20 protein-coding genes are annotated in these 23718 nt (G+C 69.1%); 8 read left to right on the top strand and 12 right to left on the bottom strand.

The genetic code is table 11. The features are described 5' to 3' along the window. The first annotated feature begins 266 nt into the window (after window positions 1-266). Window positions 267-878, top strand: coding sequence for a DUF6461 domain-containing protein (locus tag ABT001_RS31635; RefSeq protein ID WP_351284695.1), 612 nt, complete (start codon window positions 267-269; stop codon window positions 876-878). A gap of 665 nt (window positions 879-1543) precedes the next feature. On the opposite strand, the gene ABT001_RS31640 is transcribed toward ABT001_RS31635, so the two are convergent. From ABT001_RS31640 to ABT001_RS31685, 10 genes are all read right to left on the bottom strand, one after another. Beyond that, window positions 1544-2674, bottom strand: a complete 1131-nt coding sequence (locus tag ABT001_RS31640) for a C40 family peptidase (protein ID WP_351284697.1) — start codon at window positions 2672-2674, stop codon at window positions 1544-1546. Then, the gene (locus tag ABT001_RS31645) at window positions 2671-5148 is read right to left on the bottom strand and encodes a hypothetical protein (protein WP_351284698.1); all 2478 of its coding nucleotides are present in this window, start codon (window positions 5146-5148) and stop codon (window positions 2671-2673) included. The genes ABT001_RS31640 and ABT001_RS31645 overlap by 4 nt, the downstream gene beginning before the upstream one ends. Window positions 5149-5234: 86 nt before the next feature. Continuing rightward, window positions 5235-5438, bottom strand: a complete 204-nt coding sequence (locus ABT001_RS31650) for a hypothetical protein (RefSeq protein WP_351284700.1) — start codon at window positions 5436-5438, stop codon at window positions 5235-5237. Further along, window positions 5425-8061 carry an ATP-binding protein gene (locus ABT001_RS31655; protein WP_351284702.1) on the bottom strand — a complete coding sequence of 879 codons (2637 nt, stop codon included), beginning with the start codon at window positions 8059-8061 and terminating at the stop codon, window positions 5425-5427. Before ABT001_RS31655 ends, ABT001_RS31650 begins: the two co-directional genes overlap by 14 nt. Then, on the bottom strand, window positions 8061-8633 hold the full coding sequence (locus ABT001_RS31660; RefSeq protein ID WP_351284703.1) for a hypothetical protein: 573 nt from the start codon (window positions 8631-8633) through the stop codon (window positions 8061-8063). Before ABT001_RS31660 ends, ABT001_RS31655 begins: the two co-directional genes overlap by 1 nt. Beyond that, on the bottom strand, window positions 8630-8950 hold the full coding sequence (locus ABT001_RS31665) for a hypothetical protein (RefSeq protein ID WP_351284705.1): 321 nt from the start codon (window positions 8948-8950) through the stop codon (window positions 8630-8632). Before ABT001_RS31665 ends, ABT001_RS31660 begins: the two co-directional genes overlap by 4 nt. Then, complete coding sequence (locus ABT001_RS31670) at window positions 8947-9804, bottom strand: conjugal transfer protein (RefSeq protein WP_351284706.1); 858 nt, start codon at window positions 9802-9804, stop codon at window positions 8947-8949. Before ABT001_RS31670 ends, ABT001_RS31665 begins: the two co-directional genes overlap by 4 nt. A gap of 344 nt (window positions 9805-10148) precedes the next feature. Further along, entirely contained in the window at window positions 10149-10415 is a 267-nt protein-coding gene (locus tag ABT001_RS31675; RefSeq protein ID WP_351284708.1) for an AAA family ATPase, read from the bottom strand. Window positions 10416-11527: 1112 nt separating this feature from the next. Next, window positions 11528-13546 (bottom strand): helicase associated domain-containing protein, encoded by a 2019-nt coding sequence (locus ABT001_RS31680; protein WP_351284710.1) that lies wholly within the window; start codon window positions 13544-13546, stop codon window positions 11528-11530. A 48-nt stretch (window positions 13547-13594) separates the two neighbouring features. Then, window positions 13595-14008, bottom strand: a complete 414-nt coding sequence (locus tag ABT001_RS31685) for a DEAD/DEAH box helicase family protein (RefSeq protein WP_351284712.1) — start codon at window positions 14006-14008, stop codon at window positions 13595-13597. Between the two features lie 186 nt (window positions 14009-14194). On the opposite strand from ABT001_RS31685, the gene ABT001_RS31690 reads away from it, so the two are divergent. Next, window positions 14195-15787: a helix-turn-helix transcriptional regulator gene (locus tag ABT001_RS31690; protein WP_351284713.1), complete on the top strand. Its 1593-nt coding sequence runs from the start codon at window positions 14195-14197 to the stop codon at window positions 15785-15787. Beyond that, window positions 15787-16362, top strand: a complete 576-nt coding sequence (locus tag ABT001_RS31695) for a transcriptional regulator (RefSeq protein ID WP_351284714.1) — start codon at window positions 15787-15789, stop codon at window positions 16360-16362. Before ABT001_RS31690 ends, ABT001_RS31695 begins: the two co-directional genes overlap by 1 nt. Before the next feature lie 116 nt (window positions 16363-16478). Here the strand turns inward: ABT001_RS31695 and ABT001_RS31700 are convergent, their stop codons facing one another. Then, entirely contained in the window at window positions 16479-16616 is a 138-nt protein-coding gene (locus ABT001_RS31700) for a hypothetical protein (protein ID WP_351284715.1), read from the bottom strand. Between the two features lie 807 nt (window positions 16617-17423). Here ABT001_RS31700 and ABT001_RS31705 point away from each other — a divergent pair. The 4 genes from ABT001_RS31705 (at window position 17424) to ABT001_RS31720 (ending at window position 20962) form a co-directional block, all read left to right on the top strand. Next, window positions 17424-18011 (top strand): RNA polymerase sigma factor, encoded by a 588-nt coding sequence (locus ABT001_RS31705; RefSeq protein WP_351284716.1) that lies wholly within the window; start codon window positions 17424-17426, stop codon window positions 18009-18011. Beyond that, entirely contained in the window at window positions 18011-18709 is a 699-nt protein-coding gene (locus ABT001_RS31710) for a hypothetical protein (protein WP_351284718.1), read from the top strand. The genes ABT001_RS31705 and ABT001_RS31710 overlap by 1 nt, the downstream gene beginning before the upstream one ends. 191 nt (window positions 18710-18900) lie before the next feature. Beyond that, window positions 18901-19155, top strand: coding sequence for a hypothetical protein (locus ABT001_RS31715; RefSeq protein ID WP_351284719.1), 255 nt, complete (start codon window positions 18901-18903; stop codon window positions 19153-19155). A 208-nt stretch (window positions 19156-19363) separates the two neighbouring features. Then, window positions 19364-20962, top strand: a complete 1599-nt coding sequence (locus ABT001_RS31720; RefSeq protein ID WP_351284721.1) for an ISL3 family transposase — start codon at window positions 19364-19366, stop codon at window positions 20960-20962. Window positions 20963-21024: 62 nt separating this feature from the next. Here the strand turns inward: ABT001_RS31720 and ABT001_RS31725 are convergent, their stop codons facing one another. Then, the gene (locus ABT001_RS31725) at window positions 21025-22242 is read right to left on the bottom strand and encodes a CoA transferase (RefSeq protein ID WP_351284728.1); all 1218 of its coding nucleotides are present in this window, start codon (window positions 22240-22242) and stop codon (window positions 21025-21027) included. Between the two features lie 460 nt (window positions 22243-22702). Here ABT001_RS31725 and ABT001_RS31730 point away from each other — a divergent pair, with 460 nt between their 5' ends. Next, window positions 22703-23470: a hypothetical protein gene (locus ABT001_RS31730; RefSeq protein WP_351284723.1), complete on the top strand. Its 768-nt coding sequence runs from the start codon at window positions 22703-22705 to the stop codon at window positions 23468-23470. The last annotated feature ends 248 nt before the right edge of the window (window positions 23471-23718 follow it).

Here is a 23718-nt window from a genome sequence, read left to right on the forward strand (position 1 = left end):
GCAATCACGGTTGAGGAACAGCCCTCGTGGTGAGTGCGTGGCGGCCCGTTGGCCACTCACCATCGCTGGTCAGGGCGCATGTCACGGGATGCAGCACTCAGGGAGCAGACGTCCCCGGCAACAAGAACCGGGGAGCCGTCGCGCAAACTCTCACCACGGCCGTGCACCCGTTTACTCGCCGCGATGCCGCAGGGCTCTCGCTGACCGGTGGAACTCCTCGCGGGCAGACGGCCCTGTGTGTCAGCGGCGGCTGTGATGCTGTGGGCATGACCGAACCGAGCACCGCCGCCGACTACGGGTGGCTCAAAGAGCAGTATGCGTTCCTCATGGAGGCGTACTGCATCACCCTCGTCCAAGGACTGCCCCCCGACGGGCTGCTCAAGGCACTCGGCGCCGCCTCCTGGGAACACGTGACCGGCGTGCGCGCCATGGAGGTGCCGGCGTACGAACGGTCGGAGGACGGCGGGTACTTCGTAGGAGTGGCTGCCGTCGGTGACTGGTCGCTGATGGTCGAGTACAACGGCTTCGTGGGCGTCACGGACGCGCTCATGCTGCCCATCTCGCAGGGCCGGGAGGTGGTCTCCCATTTCTGCAACGTCAACGCTGTCGATCACTTCTGCTGGTACGAGGACGGAACCACCCGCCTGCACTTCCAGCCTCTCTTCGCCTACCAGCGCGACGGGAGCCACCCCGACAGGGTCCTCACGGAGATGGAGGAGGCGGGCTTCGACTTGGACGACACGGACGAGCGCAACTACGAAGGGCACACCGAAGCTGCCTTCGCCCTCGCCGAACGCCTCACCGGCGTACGCCTGACGCCTGAGCTCTTCGGCTCTGCAGAGTTCACCTGCGGCCGTGTGCCAGATCCACGCGGGTAGTCCCGGGTAAGACACGGTCGGAGCTCACCGCACAGGCGTCCAAGCCCCGGCTTGCCGGGTGAATCGGAGGGTCGCAGTGCGCCCATCCATGAAGGTGCCGGCGGGGTCGGCTCCCGCCCACACGAGGTGCACCACAGCGTCGGCCTGATTGCTGTCGTCGCGGCGAGCGATCAGCGCCTGGATACGAACCCGGGAGTATACGGCGGCCGAGGGCGAGTCCGGGAAGTAGTCGGGCCACTTGGACCGGCCAGCGCCGGTGAGCTCGGCCATCCACACCGCGCGTCCCAAGGCGGTCAGCTGCGCCTCGTCGGCCGGTGCAAGGTCGGAGGGGAGTGCTTGTTCCAGTGCGTCCTGGACGAGAGGGTCGGCGCGGGGGCCTGCTCCCGGCTCCGGCAGAGCCCGCGCGGCCGGTGCTGACGGGGTCGCTGCAGGCGCTGCCTCGACTGCGGGGGAAGCGGCAGACGGTTCGGCGGTGACCGGCGCTGTTACATCAGCGCTGGCGAGTGCTGCGGGGCGGGGCGCCGATGCAGGGGACGGAGTCGTGCGTGGCGCACCGGCTTCGTGGGGCGCGGGCATGGCGTAGAGCACCAGGGCGCAGCCGGTCGCGGCGAGCACGCCGGCCATGGCGATCAGGGCGCGGCTGCCTTTCGAGGAGGGTGGGCGGGTCACAGGATCCGGGCTCCTCCGGCGTAATCGGCCATGGAACTCACAGATTCGACACGGACCCGGGTGCCGGGCTTTGGGGCGTTGAGCATCTGGCCGTTTCCGAGGTAGATCCCGACGTGGTGAATGGTGCTGTTGCGGGTGGGGACGTAGCCGTAGAACACGAGGTCGCCCGGCTTGAGTGCGCTGATGCCGGCGGAGGCGGGGATCCGCCTGCCGACACCCGCCTGCTCGGCGGCCGTGCGCGGCAGCGTCACACCGGCCCGTGCGAACGCGTAGAGGGTCAGCCCGGAGCAGTCGAAGCCGGTGACGGTGCGCCCGTCCTGGCCGCCGGGTGAGCAGCAGACCCCGCGGGAGGGGCCCTTGGCGTTGCCGCCGCCCCAGGAGTACGCGATGCCTTTCTGGGCGAGGGCGGCGGACAGGACGGTGCGGGCGGTGCCGGCGGCCTGGCCGATCTCACTTGCTCCGGAGGAGGCTTCGTCGTAGCGGTGGATCCAGCTCAGCACGTCGGCGACGTAGGCGTCGGAGTGGTTGTAGACGAAGATCGCCCTCTTCAGCTGGGCTTCGTCCTTGAGGTTCTGGCCCTCCCAGCAGAGGTAGGAGGCTGCCGCCAGGGCGGCATCGTCCGCGTTGTGCGGGTCGATGACTCCGTCACCGTTGGCGTCCTCGCCGTACCCGCGAAACGTCTGAGGCAGGAACTGGAACGGCCCGACGGCCCGCTCGTACACCGCGTCGCCGTCCCATGCGCCGCCGTCGGTGTCGGGGAAGACGCTGGTGTTCCCCCCGACCCCGGACCCGTTCAGCGCCGGGCCCAGGATGTGCGGGCTGATGTCCCCGGCCGCGCTGATGCTGTGCCCGCCGGCGTGGTTGGACTCGATCCGCGCGATCCCGGCGAGGATCTGCCACCGCATGCCCCGACACCGGGGCGCGACGTCCCGCACTGCGACGACCGCGTTCTTGTACGCGGCGAGCATCCGCTCCGGGATCCCCGGGGCCGATCCTCCGATGTCCTCGCCCTGGTCCTCGCTCATCGTGGTGGCGGCGGAGATCATCGAGTTCATCGGGGCGACGCAGCTCACAGCACACACCAGCAGCACCACACCGAGGAGACCCGCCTTCTTCCAGGACTTCACTCCAGATCACGGCCCCACGAGGGCTCGTTCTCCCACCCGGTGCGCTGCGCGCGCATCAGTGCGTCGAACACGCGGCGTCGCGCATCGACAGCCGCATCCTCCTGCCGTGTGGTCGAGGTGTTGCCTGCGCCCGGGCCGGTCGGCGTCGTCGAGGTGTTGGTCGGACCTGTGGCGATGATCGCTGTGGCGGCGGCGTTGCGCGCTGCGGTGCGTACCGGTGCCTTTGGGTCGTGGGCCTGCCACGTGGCGGCAGCTTTCTGCGAGACGTGGTCGATGCCCGCAGCGGTGGCACGCCCGGCCGAAGCCCACTCACCGGCGTCCTCACGGACCTGACTGGCTGCCGCCCGCAGCTGTGTCTGGGCATCACGGGTGACCGCCGTAGCCGCCCGGGCCCCAGCCTTGACGTTCCGCGGCGCACCCAGCGTCGCCCCGTAGCCGAAGCGAGCGGTGCGGCTGGCGACCCTGTACCCCCGGAAACGCATCGCCTTTTCGTGAAGGCGGGTCCCAGCCAGGGGCTGCTCAGGTTCGGGCGCCTGGTCGGGCAGAATCTCGCCGGTCACCTTGTGGACCCGCATGGTGTCGCCGGCTCCACCTGCACCGGAGGCACCAGCGCCCTGAGGGCCCTCCTTGGCGATGAGCCGCAAGAGCTTCACGGACTCGTCCTCTTCCTGTGGGGGGCGGCCGATCAGGGCCCCGTAGGCGCCGCGCAGAGCGAGGCGTCCACCGGCCAGGCCGAGCATCATCGGGGCCATGCCGCGGCTGCCTTCGGCCGCCGCTTCGCCGAGTAGCCGGCTGCCGTCGATGGGCTGGCCCGCGCCGTCGGCCATCGCGGCCACGCTGTTCAGCAGTCCGTGGCGCATCCCGAGCATGTGGGCCGCGGCCGAGGGGCGGCCGAGCAGGCCCATGCCGAGGCCTGCGCCTGCCTGTCCGCCCAGGTTCATGGCGAGCGCGGCTCCGATCTCGGAGGAGTCGCCGGGCAGGTGCGAGCCGCCGATCTTCGCGTAGCGCATGCGCATGGCCATGCGGTTCCCGAAGGAGGTGATACCGGTCAGGAGCTGGCGGTGGAAGGCGAGTCCGACCAGGGCCATGACGTCCAGGAGCAGGATCCGCTCGATCATCAGGTCCGGGCCGTTGGTGAGGATCGCGTCCACGGCGATCCCGAAGAACGGGATGAACATGCAGATCCCGAAGGTGGACAGCATGCTGATCGCGAAGACGGCCAGCCACTTCCACACGGCCTGGCGGCCGGGGCCGGGGAGTATGCCCAGGACGAAGGCGACGACACCGCCGGCGGCGGCCGCGACGTCGGCGGCCTGGGTGCCCAGCAGCACGATGACCGCCGACAGGAGCATCGCGCAGATCAGCAGCGCGGCGATCAACAGAAGAACGGCGCCGCCGGCCCGCCACCACGTCGGCTTCTTCGCGTACTCCGCAGCTGCCTTGCCGACCGGCCCTGCCTTCTCCATGTCGGTGAGTGCGGCGGCCAGCTGCTGGTCCTCCTCGGTCAGAACCGGGCTGGGAGTCTCCAGCAGCGCGTTGCCCGGAGTGAGCGGCGGCAGCGCTGCGTCGCGCTTGTGACCGTCGCTCTCACAGAACTCCTTCGCCGGGCCGTCGATCTCCTCGCAGGGGTCGTTCTTACCGTCCTGGCCGGTGAGGTAGTTGCCGGAGACGAGACGCAGATGGATGGCGTAGGCCTTCTTGTCGGAGGCCTTCGCCGGGTCCAGGGTCCGGCCCCACTGCAGCAGCATGTGGGGCTTTACGACCAGCGCGTTGGTCACCGACTCATGAATCGGCCGCGCCACCTCGGTCCCCGAGACCGGCTTCGCCCTTTCACGCTCGAGGCACTTGAGCTCAGCCCCGCCCGCCAGGCTCGCGCACGGCTCCGCACTGGCGACCTTCCCGCCCCAGCTGTAGGAGTTCACCGTCAGCTGCGCGACCTCCGCGGCTCCTTCCTGTGTCGCGACCAGCGGGCCCTGCTGGGCGAGCAAGTAGTCGGGGCGTACGAACGCTGACGCGGCGAACGCGGCGATCAGCAGCGTGAGCACGATCTCGCCGAGCCCCTTGCCGACCTTGCCGCGCATGACCATGACCAGCCCGAACACGAACGCCCATGACAGCAGCAGCCCCTTGAGACCGAGGGTGTCCACGACTGCGCTCTCGTAGGCGTCCGACACCTTCTGCGCGGGACCGGCCAGCATGTGCAGCAGGGGGAAGCGGAAGGCGAACTCGACAGCCCAGCAGGCCAGGCCGACGAACACCCGGGTGATCGTGAACAGGCCGGACAACACGAACGCCAGGGCCTGCGACTTCAGGGACACGATCGACCCGCCGTTCGCAGACAGCTCGTACCCGTCGATCGGGACCCCCTCGGAGGACCGGATGTTCAACGGGGCCAAGAGATCGGCCGAGTCGTTGCCACCGGTCGCGGCGTGCGCGACCGACGCGTTGACCATCAAGAACACGAAGACCAGCACACACACGTACCCGGCCTGGCGCACAGTGCCGCGCTGCGGGGCCCACCGGCGGACCCACCCACCAACGGTGGCGGCAGTCAGCGACGTCACTGGTGCCCCCGGCTCTGGCGAGCCGACGATGCCGGGCAGTACACCAGTCCAGGAACGGGTACCTGCATGCACGCCTGCTCGGGCAGCACGTCCTGCTCGACGACTGAGGTGAGCGCAGGCAGGGCCGGAGCGCACATGCCGAGGAGCGGCACGCTCACGAGGAACAGCAACGCCAGCCGGTCGGCCCTAGACGTCCGCACGGTGGACCTCCTCGACGACGGGGGTAATCGTCCGCGTGGAAGGAGTGGCGGTCGTGGGCGTGGTGTAGATGGCCTTCTCGATGCGGGGGACCGGGGGGACGTGGACCTTGATGCGGCCGACTTGCATGCGTGGATCGCGTAGCAGCATTTCGCCTTCGCGGCCCTTCTGGCCGACGGGGGAGAGCCCGGTGGTGACCATGCGGAGCAGGTCCTCGTCCTCGCTGTCCAGCCCGAGAAAGGCGAGGCCTTTGCGGGCGCGGGCCTGGTCGCTGGTGCGGGCCAGGACCTTGTAGGCGAGGAGCCCGGAGTCCTTGCCGAGCTCGTCGGCGTCGTGGGCGGCCAGGATGCAGCCGGCGCCGTGTTTGCGACCGTCGTGCAGGATCTCGTGGACCAGGGCGCTGCCTTCGGCGCTGCTGGTCAGCCAGTACGCCTCGTCCATGGCCACGGTGCAGAACCGGGACGGGTCGCTGAACGCGGCCTGGCGGGCGATGGCCGCGATCAGGTAGAGCACCGCCCTGCCGATCAGGGCCTCCAGCGGCTGCTGGCGCAGCACCTCCATGTCGGCGAACGCCTCGCGCGGCGGCAGCGTGAGACCGGTGGTCGTCATGACCACCATGTCCGCGCTGAGATCGCCGTCCAGCGTGACCGGGGGCAGGCCCGGGTCGAAGACCATTCCCGCCAGCGGGTTCGAGCTCACGATGGACAGCAGCTCGGACATGGTCGTCGCAGCGTCGCGGCGGCTGGAGCCGGGCGAGCTGCTCGACGCCAGAGCGTTGAGCGCTCGCAGGACCGATGCCATGGACGGTTCCGGGCCGGAGGCGGCCTCTTCGACTGCGTGGTGCAGCACCGCACCGGACGCGGACATCGGCCCGACACCGAGCTGCAGGGTGAGGTAGGACAGGGCGTAGTGCGCGCCGACGGGTCCGCCGAACACACGCAGCGGATCGATGGACAGCTGGGCCTTCGCCGCGTCGATGACCTCGCACCGGCCTACGGCCGCAGACTGCGCGAACGTTGCCCACTCCCGGATCGGGGTGCGGTCGATGACGATGGCCCGCCCGCCCCGGTCGGCGACCGCGGCGACGAGGAGTTTCTCCAGCACACTCTTGCCGCCGCCGAGGTCCCCGACGATGCCCATCGAGGCGCTCGCGTTGCGCTGCGGGGCATCCGCGAGGTTGATCAGGACGGGGCGGATCGTCCCGCAGTCCAGGTCAACGCCGATCATCATGCCGCTCGGGTCCCCGACCCGGGTGTTCGTGAACGCACCGCTGGCGGCCCAGTCCTCCGACAGCTGATGCTGCGTGAACTCCCGCACCGCGGCCGGACGCACCGACCCCGGCAGGCCCAGGGCGAAGAGTGCTTCCTGCATGCCGTGCGGGCGCACCGCCCGGTAGTCCCCACCCGACAGCAGCGCCACCAGGGCCCGGGCCCGGGCATCACACACCACCGGATCCGGCCCCCACACAGTCAGGACGGTGACGGACTGGACCTCCACCTCAACGCTCGACCGGGACAGCCTGGCGTCCTGCTCGGCCAAGACCCCGTCGGCCTCGGGCAGCGAATGCGGCATGCCGGTGGGCTGAGCACCGTACTGCTCGGCCTGGTCCAGCAGCTCCTTCTTCTTCCGCCGCACCTGCTCACGGGCCCGATCGGACGGGACCACCTGCATGTCGACGGTGAAGTCGACCGGGAAGCCCAGCGACTCCAACTGCGCCAGGAGATCCGCGGACTCCAGCGCCTGCACCGCGGGAAACTCCGCCAGCGCGAGATGGGCTTGGTAGCCGGTTCCGGCTTCGCACTCCACCTCCAGCCACCGGCGCGCCAACGGCGATGCACCATCCTTACGCCACCACGAATCCCCGCCCTGACCTGAGCGGCTGCCCTTCCTCTTCTTCGCCTCCTTGCGGGTGTAGGCCTGGTCTGTGGTGGGGCGGCCGCCTTCTGCGAGCCGGACCTGGCCCAGGTCGGCGTACGAGGGGGAGCGGAGCTCATCACCCTGCAGCCGGCTGCCGTAGAGGGAGGACTCCTCAGCGTCGGCGAGCAGCGGCTCCTCCAGACCCCGGTGCACCGCGTGCTGGAGCATCCACACGACCTCCGCAGGGCGGGCCGGCCGCAGCGACAGCCCGCCACCGAGGGCGGCCTGCACACGGTCCGCCCGCTCGGTGAACTCGGTGACCTCGTCCGCGGCAACCGGCACCGGGGCCAAACCGAGCGCACCGGACAGCTCCGACCACATCGCCGACCCGTTCGCGGCCAGATCGAACCTGCGTCCTGGCGAAGTGAGCGGAACGGCAAGCCACAGGGTGCGCCGGTGCATCTCCTGACTGGCCAGCAGATCCAGAGCGGCCGCGGTCGTCTCCGCCCAGGGCGGCAGGTGCTGCCAGTCGACACCTTCAACCATCTGCTCGGCGACCTCACCCGGATCGACCCGGGCCGCCAGCCCGAACAGGCGGGGTGCCCCGGCCAGCGAACGCACGAGAGACGTGACACGGCTCAACAGCTCGTCGCGTACCGCCGGCGCTACGTAGCGGCCGCCGACCGGAGCGACGCGCCAGACTGCCCACACGGTGCCGGACACCGACCAGACCAGATGCCCGGCAATATGCCGGAACGGAATTCGCATCAGGACCTCCCCGCCGTCTGCGCACCGGCGAGCAGCCCGGCCAGGCCGGTGACCGGCACCGGCCGCGCCTGCGGTGCCGGCCGCGGCGCCCGGGGCCGTGCGGACGGCTTCCTCTTCGCCTTCGTACGCTGGCGTGCCGCGGGGATCGGAGCGGCGTCAGGGGCGAGGCGGGCGACCTCGGCCGCCGCGGGCTCGACGATGAACGTTCCGGAGAGCAGCGTGGACGAACGGTCGCGGGCCACGCGCCCGGCGATGCGTCCCGCAGGGTGGCGGGCCAGCAGGCTCAGCCAGCCCATGGCAGCCGTCATAGGGGAGCGTCCGTTGATCTTTGCCCCGCGCACTGCCCATACGGCGACCAGCCACAGCACCACCGGCACCGGGCCCGTCCACGACCACCACGCGAACGTCCTTACCAGCAGCAGCGCACCGCCGCCGAGCACCGCCAGCTGCGCGGGCGTGTACGGGCCGAACCAGATGACCCAGTCGCCGAGCTTGCCCAGAACCCACGGATGGCGACGTGCAGCCGTGTAGACCCGGGCCACCCGCTGCCGGTCGGGCTGCTTGGCGCTCACAGCACACCGCCCGGAACCGGAGCGGGAGTCTGCTCGGTAGTCACGACCACGGCCGCGGGCTGCGAGTTGGCGGGGTTGTTGACTTCGTCCTCGAAAATGCTCGCCAGCGAATCCCGCGAATTGTAGATGCCCAGCGCGAGAACGAGACCGATCAGGGCCCCGATGCCCGCCTTGAGGGAGACCTTGCGGACGACGGTGATGACGACGATGGCGATCAACGCTACCTTCAGACCCTTGTCACCCCAGTCCTCCAGCGTCCCCAGCCACGAGTCACCGAGCGAATCGAGCTTTCCGGCCAGCACGAGAGAGCGGCTCACTGCTCCTCACCCCCGGCGGCGGAGTTCTCAGCGGACGGTTTGGCCGCCGGGTCGGCTCCGGCGTGCAGGGCGGTGACTTCCCACCGTCCGGACCGGGCGGTCATCGTCAGCTCGTAGGCCAGTGGCCACTGCTCCGCCTTCGCGGCCAGAGCGGTCACCTGTGCCTGCACCCGAACGCTCGTCCCGTCCTCAGGCACCGGGCCGGCGGCCACCTCGGCGTCGGCCGAGACGTCCTCGACTCGGACCGCGGTGTACTCGGCATCCGCTACCGCCGCGAGCTCCGTATCCGGGGACAGGTACCGGCCCACTTCACCGACCCTCGCGAGGTACGCCCCGAAGAACTCACCGAGCGAGGCGACCAGCTCGCTGTCGGCCGGAAGGCGGTTCTCGAACCGCGAGGCACCGGCCACCGCCACCGGCGGACCGGCGACCTGCGCCGGGGGAGCCGTCACCCGGAACGCCCCTGCCCCACTCGCAGACTCCTTCGCGACCACCGGAACGGCGAAGTACTTCACCGCCCGCGAGGCATTCCGAGCCTCTGCGGCACCGGCATCCTCGTCACGGACGGTGAACTGCGCAGCGACCACCACCGACCAGCGACCACCCCCCAGATGCTCACTGCGCACCGCCATCACGGACTGAAACGGCTGCGCACTCACCGCACCGGTATGAGAGGGCAGTGCCACGTCGGGGGCCAGCGTGTGGACCATGCGAGCCGTCTGGCTGTCGGGTGCTGCGTCATCACTGCGCAGCCACAGATCACAGAACAGCGCCGCCACACCGGACGGATCGGCGGTGCGTACCGGGGCCGCGGCGGCAGTGTGCTGCGCAGCGGCTACGACCGTGCGCGGCATTGCGCAGGCGACCACCAGCGCAACGGGTCCGGCGGCGAGTGCCGTCCAGACCCCGATCCGGGCCAGGGAGACGCGTCGCTTCGCCTCCCGCAGAGGACTCGCGGGCGGCTCAGACGGTCGAAGCGGGGAAGGGGAAGACGCCGCGGGGGCGCGCCTTCGAGAGGTTCCTGCGGTCATGCCGGGGCTCCAAGGAGAGAAGCGGTCAGATCTTGTCTCCAAGGAACCCGGCACCACTCACCGGAACACTCACCACGACAACCCGGTTGAAATCACGGTTGAGCACGACCTCCGTGGTGAGTTTCTGCACCCGGCGGTGAGTTCGGCCCGCCACACACCATGTCTGGTCAGGGCCCCATCCGCCGCTTCTGAGACGCCGAGGAGGACCGGGAGCACGGATGCAAAGCCGGGCCGCCAACCGCAGCCGTGAGCACGTCGGCTTCCTCGAAATACCGCATCCGGCGCCCGTCCAAGGGATCCGTAATTAGCCGGAGCGCATCGATCACACTCGACTTACCCGCGTTGTTCTCCCCGATCAGCACCGTCACTTCCTGCCGCAGCGGGATCTGTACTCGCTCGCAGAACCAGACCCGCTCTACCAGCACTTCGGCCACGTACACCGCTCGTCCCGTCCTGACACATCGCCTAGCGAAGCGACGGTCAGATGATCGTAGGCGTGGCATGGCGGGTACGTCTGCCCGCAGTTCTTACGGGGATGGGTGTGCAGCACTTCGGACCCACACGCAGATGCAATCGACCTGCGTGAGTCTGCGCCCAAACGGCATCCCCGCTCGGTGGCCGGAGTGAGGTTCCCCCGAGATGCGGAAGGTGGTGACAGAGGGTCAGATGGTTCTCATGAGTGCTCCGTCGCCGGTGCCAGACACCGGCCTCCCGCTCCGGGCCCGGACACTCTGGCACACAGAAGCCGCGGCGTGTGCCGGGCTGCGGTTCCTCCTGGTCCTCGATGCCGCAGCATGCAGTCCGGTGCGGTCGGCTGCGCAGCGCGCTGGCCGGTGAAGGGTCCAGCGGCCGCAGGGGGGGCGCAGCGAGGACCATGCGCGGCCGGCGCGGGGTCTACCTGACTGCCTGGCTCCGGGGTGGTGGGTGTGGTGGCGGTGGGCGGGCGTGGTCTCGGGGAAGACGGGGCGCCACTGCGCTGGCCTCACGGGGGACTGCGGCGGCCGATGGGCGCCGCAGCGACCAGGCACCGGGCGGGGCGCACTATCCCCTGCACTATCCGCTCCACTTTCCCCTGCACTATCGGCTCCCCTATCCCCTGCACTATCGGGCGCGATGACTCCGCCCTCGCCTCGCATAACAGCAGGTCAAGCCCTGGTTTTCCGGCGGTGAGTGCTCAGACTTCCCCTCTTCTACCTGGCCTGTCCTGCTGTGTGGGGGTGGGTGGGTGTGGGCTGGTGTTGGGCGTGGTCTCGGGGAACCGGGCGGCGCTGCGCTGGCCCTTCTTCTCGGCCCGTCGCAGGGGCTCCGGACCGGCGACGAGACCGACGACCAGGCGGCGGCGGTTCTACTCCGGCTGCGACGCCGGCCGCTGCGCCTCGTCGTCCGCGCTGAGCTTAGCTGAGAGCCTGGCTCTGAACTCGCCGCGCCGTCCTCGACCTACGCGGCCACGTACGTATGCGCACGCCCGGATTCTCCGGTGCGTGCGCCGTCGTCGTGTGGTCAGGCTGCCCAGTCGAGTCCGAGGGCGGCGAGGACAGCGAGTTTGTCAGCGGCGAGCTTGGCCCTGCGGGTTTTGGAATTCGTCAGAAATACCCCCAACTTCACGGGGTGCTCCTCGCCGTCGACGACCACGGTTTCGATGTGGGCTCGGGGCAGCGGGCAGGGGTGCCAGTCCGAGAAGTTCCAGCCGCTGCCGCTGCTCGGGCAGCAGCCCCTCCCACACTGCGTGTTCGCGCTGGCGGTTGATCCATGCGCCGACGTCGCATCCGTGGACGAGGACCCCCGGCAGCACCTCGGTCAGCCCCTGTTCCTCGAAGAGCAGGGCTCGCGCGGTGGAGTAGTGCCGCTGCCAGTCCACCGACCAGTCCGAGTTCCACTCGGGGTCGATGGCCTCCAGCGCCGCCCGCCGCTCCCCGGCCCGGACCTCGTCCTTGCCGAGCCCGCCGGCCTTGCGGAGGTTGGCCAGCCACTGACCGACCGCCACCCCCTCCACTATCGCGTCTTTCGGGGCGGCGAGTGTGCCGTGGACCGAGTGGTAGGTGCGGGCCGCGGTGAGGTTGCGCCAGAATCCGGCGTCTGCGACCGACCACACCATGCCCACCTCGTTCAGCAGCTCGGCTCGCCACGCCTTGAGCGTGCCGAGCCGGAAGGCGCGGCGCTGTTCGCTGACCCATGCGCCCAGCGCATACGTGATGCGGTCCTCGCCGAGCTCCGCGGACGCGTCCAGCGGCAACTGGGCGTCGCCGCGCTCGCGTACCCAGTGGCGCAGGGCGTTGTACCCGGTGAGCCAGATCTCGGAGTCGGGGTGCAGGACTCGGGTGCGCAGGAACAGTGCGACCTCTCCGGGGTCCCGGGGGAGGGAGGACCGGAGCAACGGCACGTTGGCGCCTGGGTGTTCCTCCTCGGTCGCGTCGTCGTCCGTGCCCTCCTGGGCGGTGGCCTTGGCCGTCTCCTCGTCCGTGCCGCCCTCGGTGCCGGCCGCCGCGGCCTCGATGTAGTGGTCGGCGTCGTCCTGGACATCGTCGTGGTCGCCTTCCTCGCGGAGGGGATCGAGTGCGACCACGGACGTGGCCTGTCCCCGGGCGGTCGTGGTGCTCAGCGCCATGCGCTCGATGACCCGGGCATCATGTGCCCGGAGCCCTTGGAGGACAGAGACAAAGCTGCGGTAGCTGGCCGACGCCATCATGTCGGAGGGGTCCTCGCCCGCCTCCAGGAAGACGGGCACGATGATGCGGCTGACCTTGCCCTCTCCGGGGTTCTGGCGCAGGCCCCGGCCGATGATCTGCACGATCTCTACTGGCGAGCTGCGGGTGTCGGCGAACACCACGGCTCCGACCCCGCGCTTCCCTCGGATGTCGATGCCTTCGCCGAGTACTCGGCAGCTGGAGAGGACACCGAGGTCGGTGATCCAGCCGTCTTCGTCGATGCCGTCCGCGAACCGGTCCAGCCCGGCCCTGCGGTGTGTGGCGGGGTGTTCGCCGCACAGCCATTCCGCGCCGCCCCGCCCCGGATAGGTGACAGGGTCGGTCGCGTGGAGCTCGGCCGCCGTCTCCGGCAGCGCGCGGGCAAAGGCCATGGCGTCCAGGGTTCGGGCGTGGAACGTCATGAACGACCGCACCCCCGACTCGTCCGCGTGCTTGAGCAGCGCCTCCTGGAGCGCGGCGAGGCGCCGGCCTCGCCGCTCCTCCGGCGACGCGTCCGGCCCGGGTGCCTGCGGGTCGCGGATCTCCAGGACGTCGATCTCGAACCGCGCGAGGACGCCGCGCTCGACACTTTCCATCAGCCCGAACTCGAACAGCACCGGCCCGTACAGATCGACGTCGTCCATGGAGGCGGCCAGGCGCCCGCCGGTCTCGTCCGCGCCGGCACTCCCGGGCGTTGCTTCCCAGAGTCGGGGGGTGGCCGTCATGTAGAGGCGCCGCTCGGCAGGGATGCGCGCCTGGTCGTGGACGGACGCCCACGCCTTCCCCAGGTCGCCGGAGGTGCGGTGTGCCTCATCGACCACCAGGAGGTCGAACGGATGCATCTGCTGCCCGTAGGAACCGCGCAGCGCGCGTTCCAGCACTCCCGGAGCCGCGCAGTTCTCCTCGTCGTCCTGGTCGTCGATGAGGCCCTACGGGGACAGGCTCGCGTACGTCGCGAACACGAGCATGGGACCGGCCTGAGCGGTCCACAGGGCGAGTTGAGTGGGGTTGGTCGTGCACCGCACATCGAGGGCGTCCAGCAGCGGATCGGTCCCGAGACTGCACACCGCGACCGCCGGGGCCTTATGCCCGACCGCCCGCCAGGCTTCCACGGTCTGGGTCAGGAGATCGAGGGTCGGGACCAGGACGCCAACCATGCCCCGGGGGACCATGCGCAGCGCGGCCACGGCCGCCGTGATCGTCTTGCCTGAACCGGTGGACATGTGGACCTGACCGCGCCGCCCCTGCGCCGGCACGGAGCCGTCCACGGGGAGCGAGAGGCCCTCGATGATCGCGTCCACGGCTTCGACCTGATGCGGCCGAAGCGAGATAACACTCTGCATGCCCACTCCCTCACTCCCCAAGAATCCACGACATCCCAAGCGCCCGCGCCCGGGCGGCAGAGAGGCGTTGCCTCCCGTTCCCCTGTCCCGTTGTGCCGATGACGACCGTAGCGCACACGCACAATACATGTACACTGAACGCCCAATCTGACGCCGGAAATCGCCCAAGTGCGCTAGGGTCGCGGCATGAGTCAAGAGAACAGCGTGGAAGCGCTGCTTGAGGAAGCCCGGCTGAACGCCTCGATCCCGCCTCCGTCCGAGCGTCAGCGTCTGCGCGAGGCCGCGAACCTGTCCCGCGCCCAGGTCGCCGCAGCGGTCGGTGTCGGGCGCACCACGGTTGCCAACTGGGAGACCGGGCACTCGGATCCGACCCCGCCCGGGCGCCTGCCGTACCTGAAGCTGCTCAAGGGCCTCGCCGAGATCTACCCGGCCACCTCCGCACCCGCAGCCGCAACCGAAACCACCGCGGATCCGGCCCCGGAAGCTGCCCCGGTTCCGCCCGCGTTTGTCGCGGCCCCGGAGACGCTGCGCGGCCCGAACGGGCGGGCCATCGAGGGCGACCCCGGCCCCTGCATCCGCTGCGGTGTCGAGACGACCTACCAGTCGACGGACGGCCGCCCGCTGCACTCCGGCGCCCTGTGCCAGCCCGCCGGCCCCGCCGCCCCGCAGACCGCGCCCGCCGCCGCCAGCCCGACGGCGGCGCCCGCACCGGCTGCCGCTCCGGCGGCACTCGCCCCCGTCTCACCGACCCCGTCGCCCATGTACAACCGGCCGGAGCGCCGCGCCCGCAGCGCCGCCCGCGCCCAGGCCGACACCAATCTCCTCATCAGCCGCGCCGTCCAGGAGGAAGCGGAGCGGGCCGGCGGGGACGAGGAAGCGGCCTTGAAGGCGCTGATCAAGCGGGCGATTCCTGACGTGATGCACCTGTTCAACGAGACCCGGGCGACCGCCCGTTACGACTACACCGCCTACCCGGCGCTGCCCGACATCCTGAAGAAGCCCTCCAAGAAGGACCCGGACCAGATCTGGGAGGCCCGACCCCGCTTCCACCACCCCGGCTACTCCCTGCGGGCCCCCGGCGACATCAAGGTCACCGCCCTGGACGTCAACGCCGCCTATTTGTCGGCGCTTAAGTGCTGGCTGCCGATCGGGAAGCTGGAGCACAGCACCGGCAGTGATGGTGTCGAGCCGAAGCGCTCCGGGGTCCACCTGATCACCCCCGCCGAGTGGACGCACGCGCATCTGCCGGACCCGATCGGCGACCGCGACGAGCCCGGCGCCCTCTGGGTCACCAACAGCACCCTGCGCCTCCTCCAGCGCCTGGCCGGCCCGAAGTACGGCCTGACGGATGCTCCGGTCATCCACGAGTCGTGGACGTCCGGGGCGACGGAGAACTTCCTGGACGCGCTGCGCAAGCTGCTCTCCGCCGCCCGCGATGAGGCGATCGAGAACCGGGACACGCTGACGCTGGAGTACGTCAAAGCCATGTACTCGAAGTTCATCAGCACCATGGGGGAGTCGATCCACAACCGCGAGATGGTCCGCCCGGACTGGATGCACATCATCCACTCGCAGGCGTACGCGAACCTGTGGGGCAAGGCGTACAAGGCCAGCCAGGCCGGTCTCGATGTCGTTGCGATGATGGGCACCGATGAACTCCACCTCACCGGTGACTGGCGGCAGGTCTTCCCTGAGGGGCGAGGCGTGGCACAGATGAAGATCAAGCACGGTGACGCGAAGGCGTCCGGCGAGTACACCGTCGGCAAGGTGACCAGCTGATGGCGGGTCGTTGGATGGATCTCGGCATGTTCAACGCCCACGGGGTGCCGGGTGCCGACGCGTTGGGTGCGGCGATCGAGAACATGGTCACCGGCATCGCCTCCCCGGTGGACAGCGACCGCGGGCTTTCCGCCCGCCTGCGCTACCTCACCAAGACCGATGCCGGATACGAGGCTATGGACCGTGCCGGTATCCACGTTTCCCCGCGCACCCTGATGGCCTGGCTCGCGGAGGAGCGCACCCCGAACAAGGCGAACCGGTCCCGTCTGGACGCGGCGTACTGGGATCTGCGGCGCCGCAACGTGGCCACCGACCTCAAGCACCGCCTGAACAACGAGGGCCGCGGGACCCGGGTGGAGATCAACCCGGTCGACCAGTCCGGGGTCGAGCGCAGGCACCAGCGCGATGTGGCCAGCCGCAGCATCAACGTCCGCGGCGTATGGGACCGCGCCGTCGACGCCTGGCTCGAGGAAGACCTGGCCGAGCTCGACGCGATCTGGGATCAGATCATCGAAGACATCGGCTCCGAGTACGACGCGTACAGCAACGTCTCCTCCATCGGCTGGGCCGCCTGAACAAGACGTTCTGTTGTTGGCGTCCCCTGGACCCACAGAACTAACAAGGGCGGGCGGGCCACGTCCTCACCTGCCCGCCGGGTGCCGGACTGGTCTTGCGTGCATCGTGCGTGTTGTTACAAGGTGTCGGCCCACGCGGGTACCGGCCAGTCGTGCACGTCGCCGAGTGCGAGACGCACGGGGCCAAGGAGCCGGTGTGCGAGGTCGGGGGAGAGGTCCTCGAGTGCGACGGCGCCGCACGGTGCCAGGGCCACTTGCGGCGGCGTAGGTCAACCCCCGGTGCTTCCTGAAGGACAACCGTTCGTCCATCGCGCAGGACGGCGGCGCAGTCGACGGTGTCCTCTTCGAATTCGAACCCCCGCCCTGAAGGCCGGGTCAGCTTCCACCCTCAGTCATCTGGTAGCTGAGCGGGGGAGGTTCCCAGCGCAGCCCACTGCTCCCATCCCAGACAGCCCATCCCACCCATCCCATGCCTTCTCGTAGCGCAACCACCCGGTGGCAGGCGGCGGCTTGTGCAGAGCCCGCGACCATCCTCCATGCCAGGCGTGCGGTGCAGGGCTGCGTTGGGGAGACCACCCACGCGTTCTGCTGCCGGCAGCGGAACGGTCTCCGGGGTCCACTCGCAGACGGTTCGACCTGGGCGGGAATGCGGAGTGTGCATGTCAGGGAAGTGTTGCGTATTCATGCGCAAGCAAGGTGTGATCTGCGTCACCGAATTTTTGATAGCCGCAGGTCAAGTGCCTAAAAGTAATCGAACGGTCACACTGAATGATGGAACGTGCATCTCACGCTTAACTCAGGACGGTCACCCGAACGGTGTAGGGGGTGAAACACACCCCAGGAGCGCAACGACGCGCGCCGGGTCCACCTGAAGAAGAGGAGGAGTCCGTGAGGCTTATCAGGGCCTGGTACGCGCCGGTAGACGCCGGCGTCTACCGGTTGACCGTCGCAGACCACGGGACCTCTGGTTCCTGTGCCGTCCGCATCGCCTCGCAGGCTCGCGCGTTTCGCAGCACTGCGCGCACCATGCCGAACACCCGCCCACTGCTCGAGGGGGCCCGGTGAACGGCCCTTACGAGAGCCACGAGCTCGCCGAGCCCAGCGAGATCCCGGAGCCCTTCCGGAAACAGATGGACTTCCAGGAGTTCATCCGCGAACACAAGGGCGAGTTCATGCGCGTAGCCATGGGCCGCCTGCGCAACCTGCACGACGCCGACGAGGTCGTCCAGATCGCGGCGGTGAAGATACACACCAAGTGGACCGTCATCGAAGCCCACGCCAACCCACTGGCTCTCGCGATGACGATGGTGCGCACCTGCGCCATCGACTACTACCGGCGCCGGGCCCGCCTGGCCGACCGCGAGATCCCCGTAGCGGGATCCGGACTGCCCCGCACACCCACAGCCGACGACCTGCTGGAACTGCGCGGGTACGAACCACTCGACCAGGCCCGGGCCATCCTCGAGGAACGCGCGCCCAAGCAGGCCGAGTGCGTCAGGCTGCGCTACCTCGAGGGAAAGGACTCCGCGGAGATCGCCGAACGTCTCGGCATCACCCCCAACGCCGCCAAGGCCAACATCTCGCTCGGACTCAAAGCCCTGCACGCCCTCATGGATCTCCCCGAACCGGGGAAGGGAGGAGATTCCTGATGCTCGAAGAAACCCTGCACGCCGAAGCGCAGGTACTGCACGACATGCTCAGCACCCACGACACCGACGACTTCATGCGCCGGCTCCTCGCACGCATCGACCAGACACCCACCCGCCCACAGCGGGTCCAGACCGGCCCCGCCGACTCCGCCGCAGCGCCCCCCTCCTTCGACGCACAGCCCCACCGATCCACCCGCCCCGCGACAAGACGAGGCCCCCGACGGCGCCCGACTCCCTTCACCAACTCCGATCCCGCCGACCGGCCCGCCGCCTCCCTCGACCACGTCCGGCGCCTGTGCGAGACAGTCCTGGGCGCGGACGACGTCACCGCACTCATGGAGGCCTTCGACCACGACTACGACGCCACCGGCGCCTGCGCCTTCGCCTGTCTCCTCTACATCCTCGACCGGAAAGACAGCGCCCTTTACTGGTGGGGCTACGCCGCCGGCGCCGATCACGCGCTCTCCGCCCACGTCCTGGCCGTCTACCACGCAGCCACCGGCCCCCTCACCTCCGCACGCGCCTGGTGCGCCTACTCCCGGTACCTCGGCTACACCGCCGGCCAGCACCTGCCCGAGCCCCTGCGCCTGTCTGCTGCCCCCTCGACCTGGCAGCCGGCCCACGCTGCACCTGTCGACCAGGACCTGGTCAAGCACTTCGTAGCCGGCAACCACCTGCCCGAAGCGCTTGCCCGTTAGGCAAGGGGAACCAGGAGCGGCGTCTCCACTTCGCGGAAACGCCGCTCCGCCCTCTCCTTCCGGCACGACGGCATGGCATGGCCGATGGCCCCTTCAGCCAGCTAGCCGCCTGGCATCCGCCACCCCGCACCCCAGCGGAGTTGCGTGCGTAACCAGTCACCGCGATTACACCCACCCCGAAGGGGGCCTTGATGACCACTGCTCCGCAGAACCCGCAGCCGCCCGGCGGTACACCTGTCCCGGCACCCGAGCGCGCGGAGCGCCAGTCGTGGGTGGCGCCGATGGTGGTGATCGCTTTAGCGGTCGTGCTGATGGCGTGTGCCTTCGGAGCGTTCCTCGTCCACGCCTATCCCGTGCTCAAGGAGCCGGTCGGGACGGCACTGGGCATTGCGACGTTCGCCGGCCTGGTGGTGAGCACCACGGTGCTTCTGATCCGGCGGCGCTGATCAGGGCGCACTCTCCTACTGCCGCCAGCGCGTCGATAAGACTGGCTTTGTTCACGCGAGAACCGACAGCAGATGTTCACCACTTCGGGTTCTGGATCATTTTCTGTGGTGCGCCCACTCTGCGTGACGGTTGATCTTGATGGCGGCTCTCAGGAGGTCGCCCGAAAACAGCCGTGGGGATTGCTGCCGTGGCTGACAGTTCTCGGCTGTGAACGAGGTTCTGCTCCGCTTGGAGGAGTTGCTGTTCCTGTCGGCTCCAGAGGTTGCCGTGGTGTCGGTGAATGAAGACGACGAGGTGATTCGTATTGGGGTCAGATGCCGGGCCACTGGAGCTGTGTGTCCGGGCTGTGGAGCTTGGTCGACCCGGGTGCATGGTTCCTATCTGCGGTTTCCTGCTGATCTGCCGAGCGTGGGGCGCCGTGTGGTGCTGTGCCTGCGTGTTCGTCGCTTCATCTGCGTGGCTGCTTCGTGCGGCCGGCGGACGTTCGCCGAACAGGTCCCGGGGCTGACGCGTCGGCACAGCCGGTGGACCGAACGGCTGAGATCGGCCCTGGCCGAGGTGGGCCTGGCGCTCGCCGGCCGGGCTGGCGCCCGCATCGCGGATGTCTTCGGGATCTCGGTCAGCCGCAGCACGGTTCTGCGGCTGGTCGAGGCCCTTCCGGACCCGCGACCACGGACTCCGCGCGTGCTTGGCGTCGACGAATACGCGATGCGAAAAGGCCGGGTGTACGGGACCGTGCTCGTCGATGTCGAGACCGGCCGGCCGGTGGACCTGCTGCCGAACCGTGAATCGGCGACGCTCGCAGCCTGGCTCAGCGAACGCCCTGGGATCGAGGTGATCTGCCGCGACCGTGCCCCGTTCTTCGCCGAAGGCGCCAGAACCGGGGCACCGACCGCCCTTCAGGTCGCCGACCGATTTCACCTCTGGCACAACCTCGGCGAGGCCGCCGAGCGGTGCGTGTCGCGGCATCGGGCCTGCCTGCGGGTACCGTTCACTCTGCCACGCCAGGAGTCCGCCAAGGCTCATCAGTCAGCCGATGGGTCGACGACGTCACCGTGGCCTTCGGGGCACCGGTTCGCCGACCGCACTCGTGAGAAGCACGCAATCGTGCACGCGCTGCTGGCCGAGGGCCACAGCAGGCGAGGCATCGGCCGCCAGCTCCACATGACTCACCGGACGGTCAAACGCCTCGCCGACGCCGCTGCCCCAGAGGACCTCTTTCATGGGCAGTGGCAGAACCGGCCTACGAAACTCGACGACTTCAAGCCGTACCTGCACGAACGGTGGGCCGAGGGATGCACGAACGCGTGGACCCTCTGGGAGGAGATCAAGGAGCATGGATACGCCGGCGGATACGGAACCGTGCGCGCACATCTTCGCTCCTTCCGTGGACCCACGCCGACGGACACACGCCCACCCACACCTCGGACGGTCAACAGGTGGATCCTCACCCACCCGGATGCCCTCCCGGAGACTGAACGGCTCAAACTCAAGTCTGTTTTGGTGCACTGCCCTGAACTGGACGCTTTGACCAGGCATGTTCGTGCCTTCGCCCAGATGCTCACTCAGCTCCAGGGTGGTCGACTCCGCGAATGGATGGCGGCGGTCCGAACCGACGACTTGCCCAGCATGCACACCTTCGTCAACGGCCTCGAACGTGATCTCGACGCCGTCATCGCGGGTCTCACCCTGCCCTGGAACTCGGGGATCGTTGAAGGCCATGTCAACCGGATCAAAATGATCAAGCGTCAGATGTACGGCCGAGCTGGCTTCTCACTCCTCCGGAAACGGGTCCTCCTGGCGTGAAGGGGGTCCAGCCAAGGTGAGACCAAAAGCCACAACGGCTCGGCCGTGCCTCTTGCTCCCGTTCAGGCCCAGTTCGGCAGATCGGTACCCCACTGGGTCGGGGCACGGTCCCAGTTCGCGGGTGCGCCGTCGTAGTGGACCGGGGCCAGAGCATGACGCAGCAGACCGTAGGGCGATTCGGTCTCGGTGAGCCAGGATCTGGGGTCGTAGAGGTCGGCTTCGCCCTGCCCGGAGGTGGGGTGGATATCGTGCAGCAGCCAGGAGGCCGTTCCTGCCAGGGAGAGGCGAAGATGCCGCCCGCCGCCAGTGGTCTGGCGGTCGCTTAGTGCACGTAGGACGGCGGCGGCGAGCAGGTACCCGGTTCCGTGGTCCAGCGCCTGTGCGGGCAGCACACCGGGGCGGCCGTCGGCCGTGGCCTCGATTGCGGCGATACCGGTACCGGCTTGGACCAGGCTGTCGAAGCCGCGGCGCTCGGCCCAGGGGCCGGACCACTCCCAGGCACACAGTTGGGCCACGATGAGACCGGGGTACCGGTCCATGAGCACGTCTGGGGTCAGTCCGTGCCGGTCCAGGGCGCCGGGGCGGTAGCCGGTCACTACGACGTCCGCCTGGCTGAGAAGGTCCTCGAAGGCGTGCCGGTCACCGGGGCTGCTGAGGTCCAGCAACGTGGAGCGTTTGCCCATGCCGGTGTCGGTGTGAGTATCTGGGTCCTCGGGGAGTTGGGGGGCGTCCACGCGCAGCACGTCGGCGCCCAGCAGCGCCAGTGTGCGTGTGGCGACGGGGCCGGCGATGACGCGGGTTAGGTCCAGGACCCGCACGTCCTGGGCCGGTACGGATGCGGGCGCCAGCAGTCGAGGGCTGCTCTGACCCACGTGCCGCGTCTCGACCAGGGCGGGTCCGGCCGCAGCGGGCGCGGAAGCCACGGCCACTGCCAGGCCGCCCGCCGCGTAGACGGTCTCCTGGACCTCCACGGCCGGTCGCGATGCCAGCTCCTTCGAGAGCACACCCACCAGCACCTGGTCCCCTCCTGTGTCCGCGATATCCAGGGCGCTGAGCAGCCGGGCTCGGTGGTGCGGGTAGTTGGCGTGGGTGCGAACCCAGCCGTCGGCCGCCTGCCAGAACCCGGACAGCGGGGCGAACGACGTCGGGGCCCGGCCGGCGATTCGCAGGTGGCGTTCGCTGACGAACGCGGTGGCCACCGCCGCCTCGTTCACCCGCACTGCGGGCACCGGCACGCGGTTGCGCAGCGCCAGCAGTTCCGCCGCTGCCAGCGAGGCCACTCCGACGCTGGCCCGCGCCAGTTCCCTCACCGGCAGACGCGACGGCAGGACAGCACCCGCACCCTCGAAGGACACGCTCTGAACCAGTTGGCTCCGGCCCCCCAGGGCCGCCCAGGCGTGTGCGGTGGCCGCATCCTCGGTATACGTCATCCGCTCATTGTGCGACACCACCAGGATGACGCTGCTGGCGGGCAGCTTGGCTGGCCCCTGAAGGATCACGCAACGTAATCGACCACAGAAATTGATCCAGAACCCCACTTCGGGAGGCACCCCCGGCTGGCGCTGTTCGATTGCGACAGCGGCACTCGGGCTTCAGCATCCATGGGCGCCGCGCCTCCGCGCTTCGCGCCATCGCGCACGTCTGGCGGGAGCTAGTGCTGTGACCAGTGCTCGGTGCGGTTCCTCAGGGCGAGACCTCGGAAACCCCCAGCGCTGGCCGCTCAGCCGCAATGATTGTCTGATGCAGACTAACCGCGCCTACCAATACGCCCGCTGTTCGGCCGTCTTGGCCGCCGATCCTGAGGTCCCCGGCCACGAGGCGACCTACGACCAGGCCCTCAGCAACGGGCTCGCCGCCATCGTCGCCCAGCAGTGGCCTGGCCAAGAGCTGAGCTCGGAGGGCCACGTGAAGTCCGCACGCCAGCTGCTCAAGGTCATCACGAAGCAAGCAGACGCACAGCCGGACGGCACCTACCTCATAGCGTGGCCGGACAGACACGAGAACCCCGAGAAGATCTGCGTCAATACGGAAGTTCTCTGCGACGGCATCAATGAGACCCAGGCTGCCCGCCACGGCAGGGGGAGCGGCAACCTGCAGCGTCACCACATCGACGCGCTCCTCGCTCTCGACGGCCACCCGGCCCTCGGTCGGATGACCGAAGTCCACAGCGATGGCCAGTGGATTAAGGCCGAGGTCGAAGACCGCTACGAACAGGAGCGGGCAGAGACATACCTTGCGTTCATCGGCGACGACGAAGCAGCCGCACGCGCCGAACGGGCCCCCGGTCTCACCGAGCCGTACCACCCCAAGCACAACCCGGACCGGGAAGGCACCGAACTCGAAGAATGCCGGGTATGCGGATACACCAGCTTCCGACTCGGGTTCCCTGCGGACTTCCCCGACACCGGCATCGGTGCGTGTCTGGTGTGCTCCTACGCCCGTTCCTCCGACGTGTCGTACTACCTCACGCTGAACGCCGAGATCGCATACACCCTTCCCACCGACTAGCTGTTCTCTCCACGAAGGTTCGCCGGGTTGGCGGGTCAGCTGCCACTCGGATACAGCGGCGAGGTGCCCGTCGACGAGAAAGCTCACTCAGCGTTCGAATCCTCGTCGCGCCATGCCGAATCCCGAAGTCGTGAACATCTGCTGCCCGTTCTCAGCTTGTTCTTTATCTACCAAGATCTTCCAGGCTTGCCGATGGCCTTGAGGGTCTCGGCGCGTTTGACGGTCTTGCCGACGTCGTAGCGGGGTGC

Source organism: Streptomyces sp. NPDC002793, from assembly GCF_040295485.1.
Taxonomy (GTDB): domain Bacteria; phylum Actinomycetota; class Actinomycetes; order Streptomycetales; family Streptomycetaceae; genus Streptomyces.

Excerpts from the sequence above, each read along its gene's own strand:
- ABT001_RS31635 (WP_351284695.1), top strand. The coding sequence starts at position 267 with ATGACCGAACCGAGCACCGCCGCCGACTACGGGTGGCTCAAAGAGCAG.
- ABT001_RS31655 (WP_351284702.1), bottom strand. The coding sequence starts at position 8,061 with ATGCGAATTCCGTTCCGGCATATTGCCGGGCATCTGGTCTGGTCGGTG.
- ABT001_RS31670 (WP_351284706.1), bottom strand. The coding sequence starts at position 9,804 with ATGCCGCGCACGGTCGTAGCCGCTGCGCAGCACACTGCCGCCGCGGCC.
- ABT001_RS31685 (WP_351284712.1), bottom strand. The coding sequence starts at position 14,008 with ATGCAGAGTGTTATCTCGCTTCGGCCGCATCAGGTCGAAGCCGTGGAC.
- ABT001_RS31690 (WP_351284713.1), top strand. The coding sequence starts at position 14,195 with ATGAGTCAAGAGAACAGCGTGGAAGCGCTGCTTGAGGAAGCCCGGCTG.
- ABT001_RS31695 (WP_351284714.1), top strand. The coding sequence starts at position 15,787 with ATGGCGGGTCGTTGGATGGATCTCGGCATGTTCAACGCCCACGGGGTG.
- ABT001_RS31710 (WP_351284718.1), top strand. The coding sequence starts at position 18,011 with ATGCTCGAAGAAACCCTGCACGCCGAAGCGCAGGTACTGCACGACATG.
- ABT001_RS31715 (WP_351284719.1), top strand. The coding sequence starts at position 18,901 with ATGACCACTGCTCCGCAGAACCCGCAGCCGCCCGGCGGTACACCTGTC.
- ABT001_RS31730 (WP_351284723.1), top strand. The coding sequence starts at position 22,703 with ATGCAGACTAACCGCGCCTACCAATACGCCCGCTGTTCGGCCGTCTTG.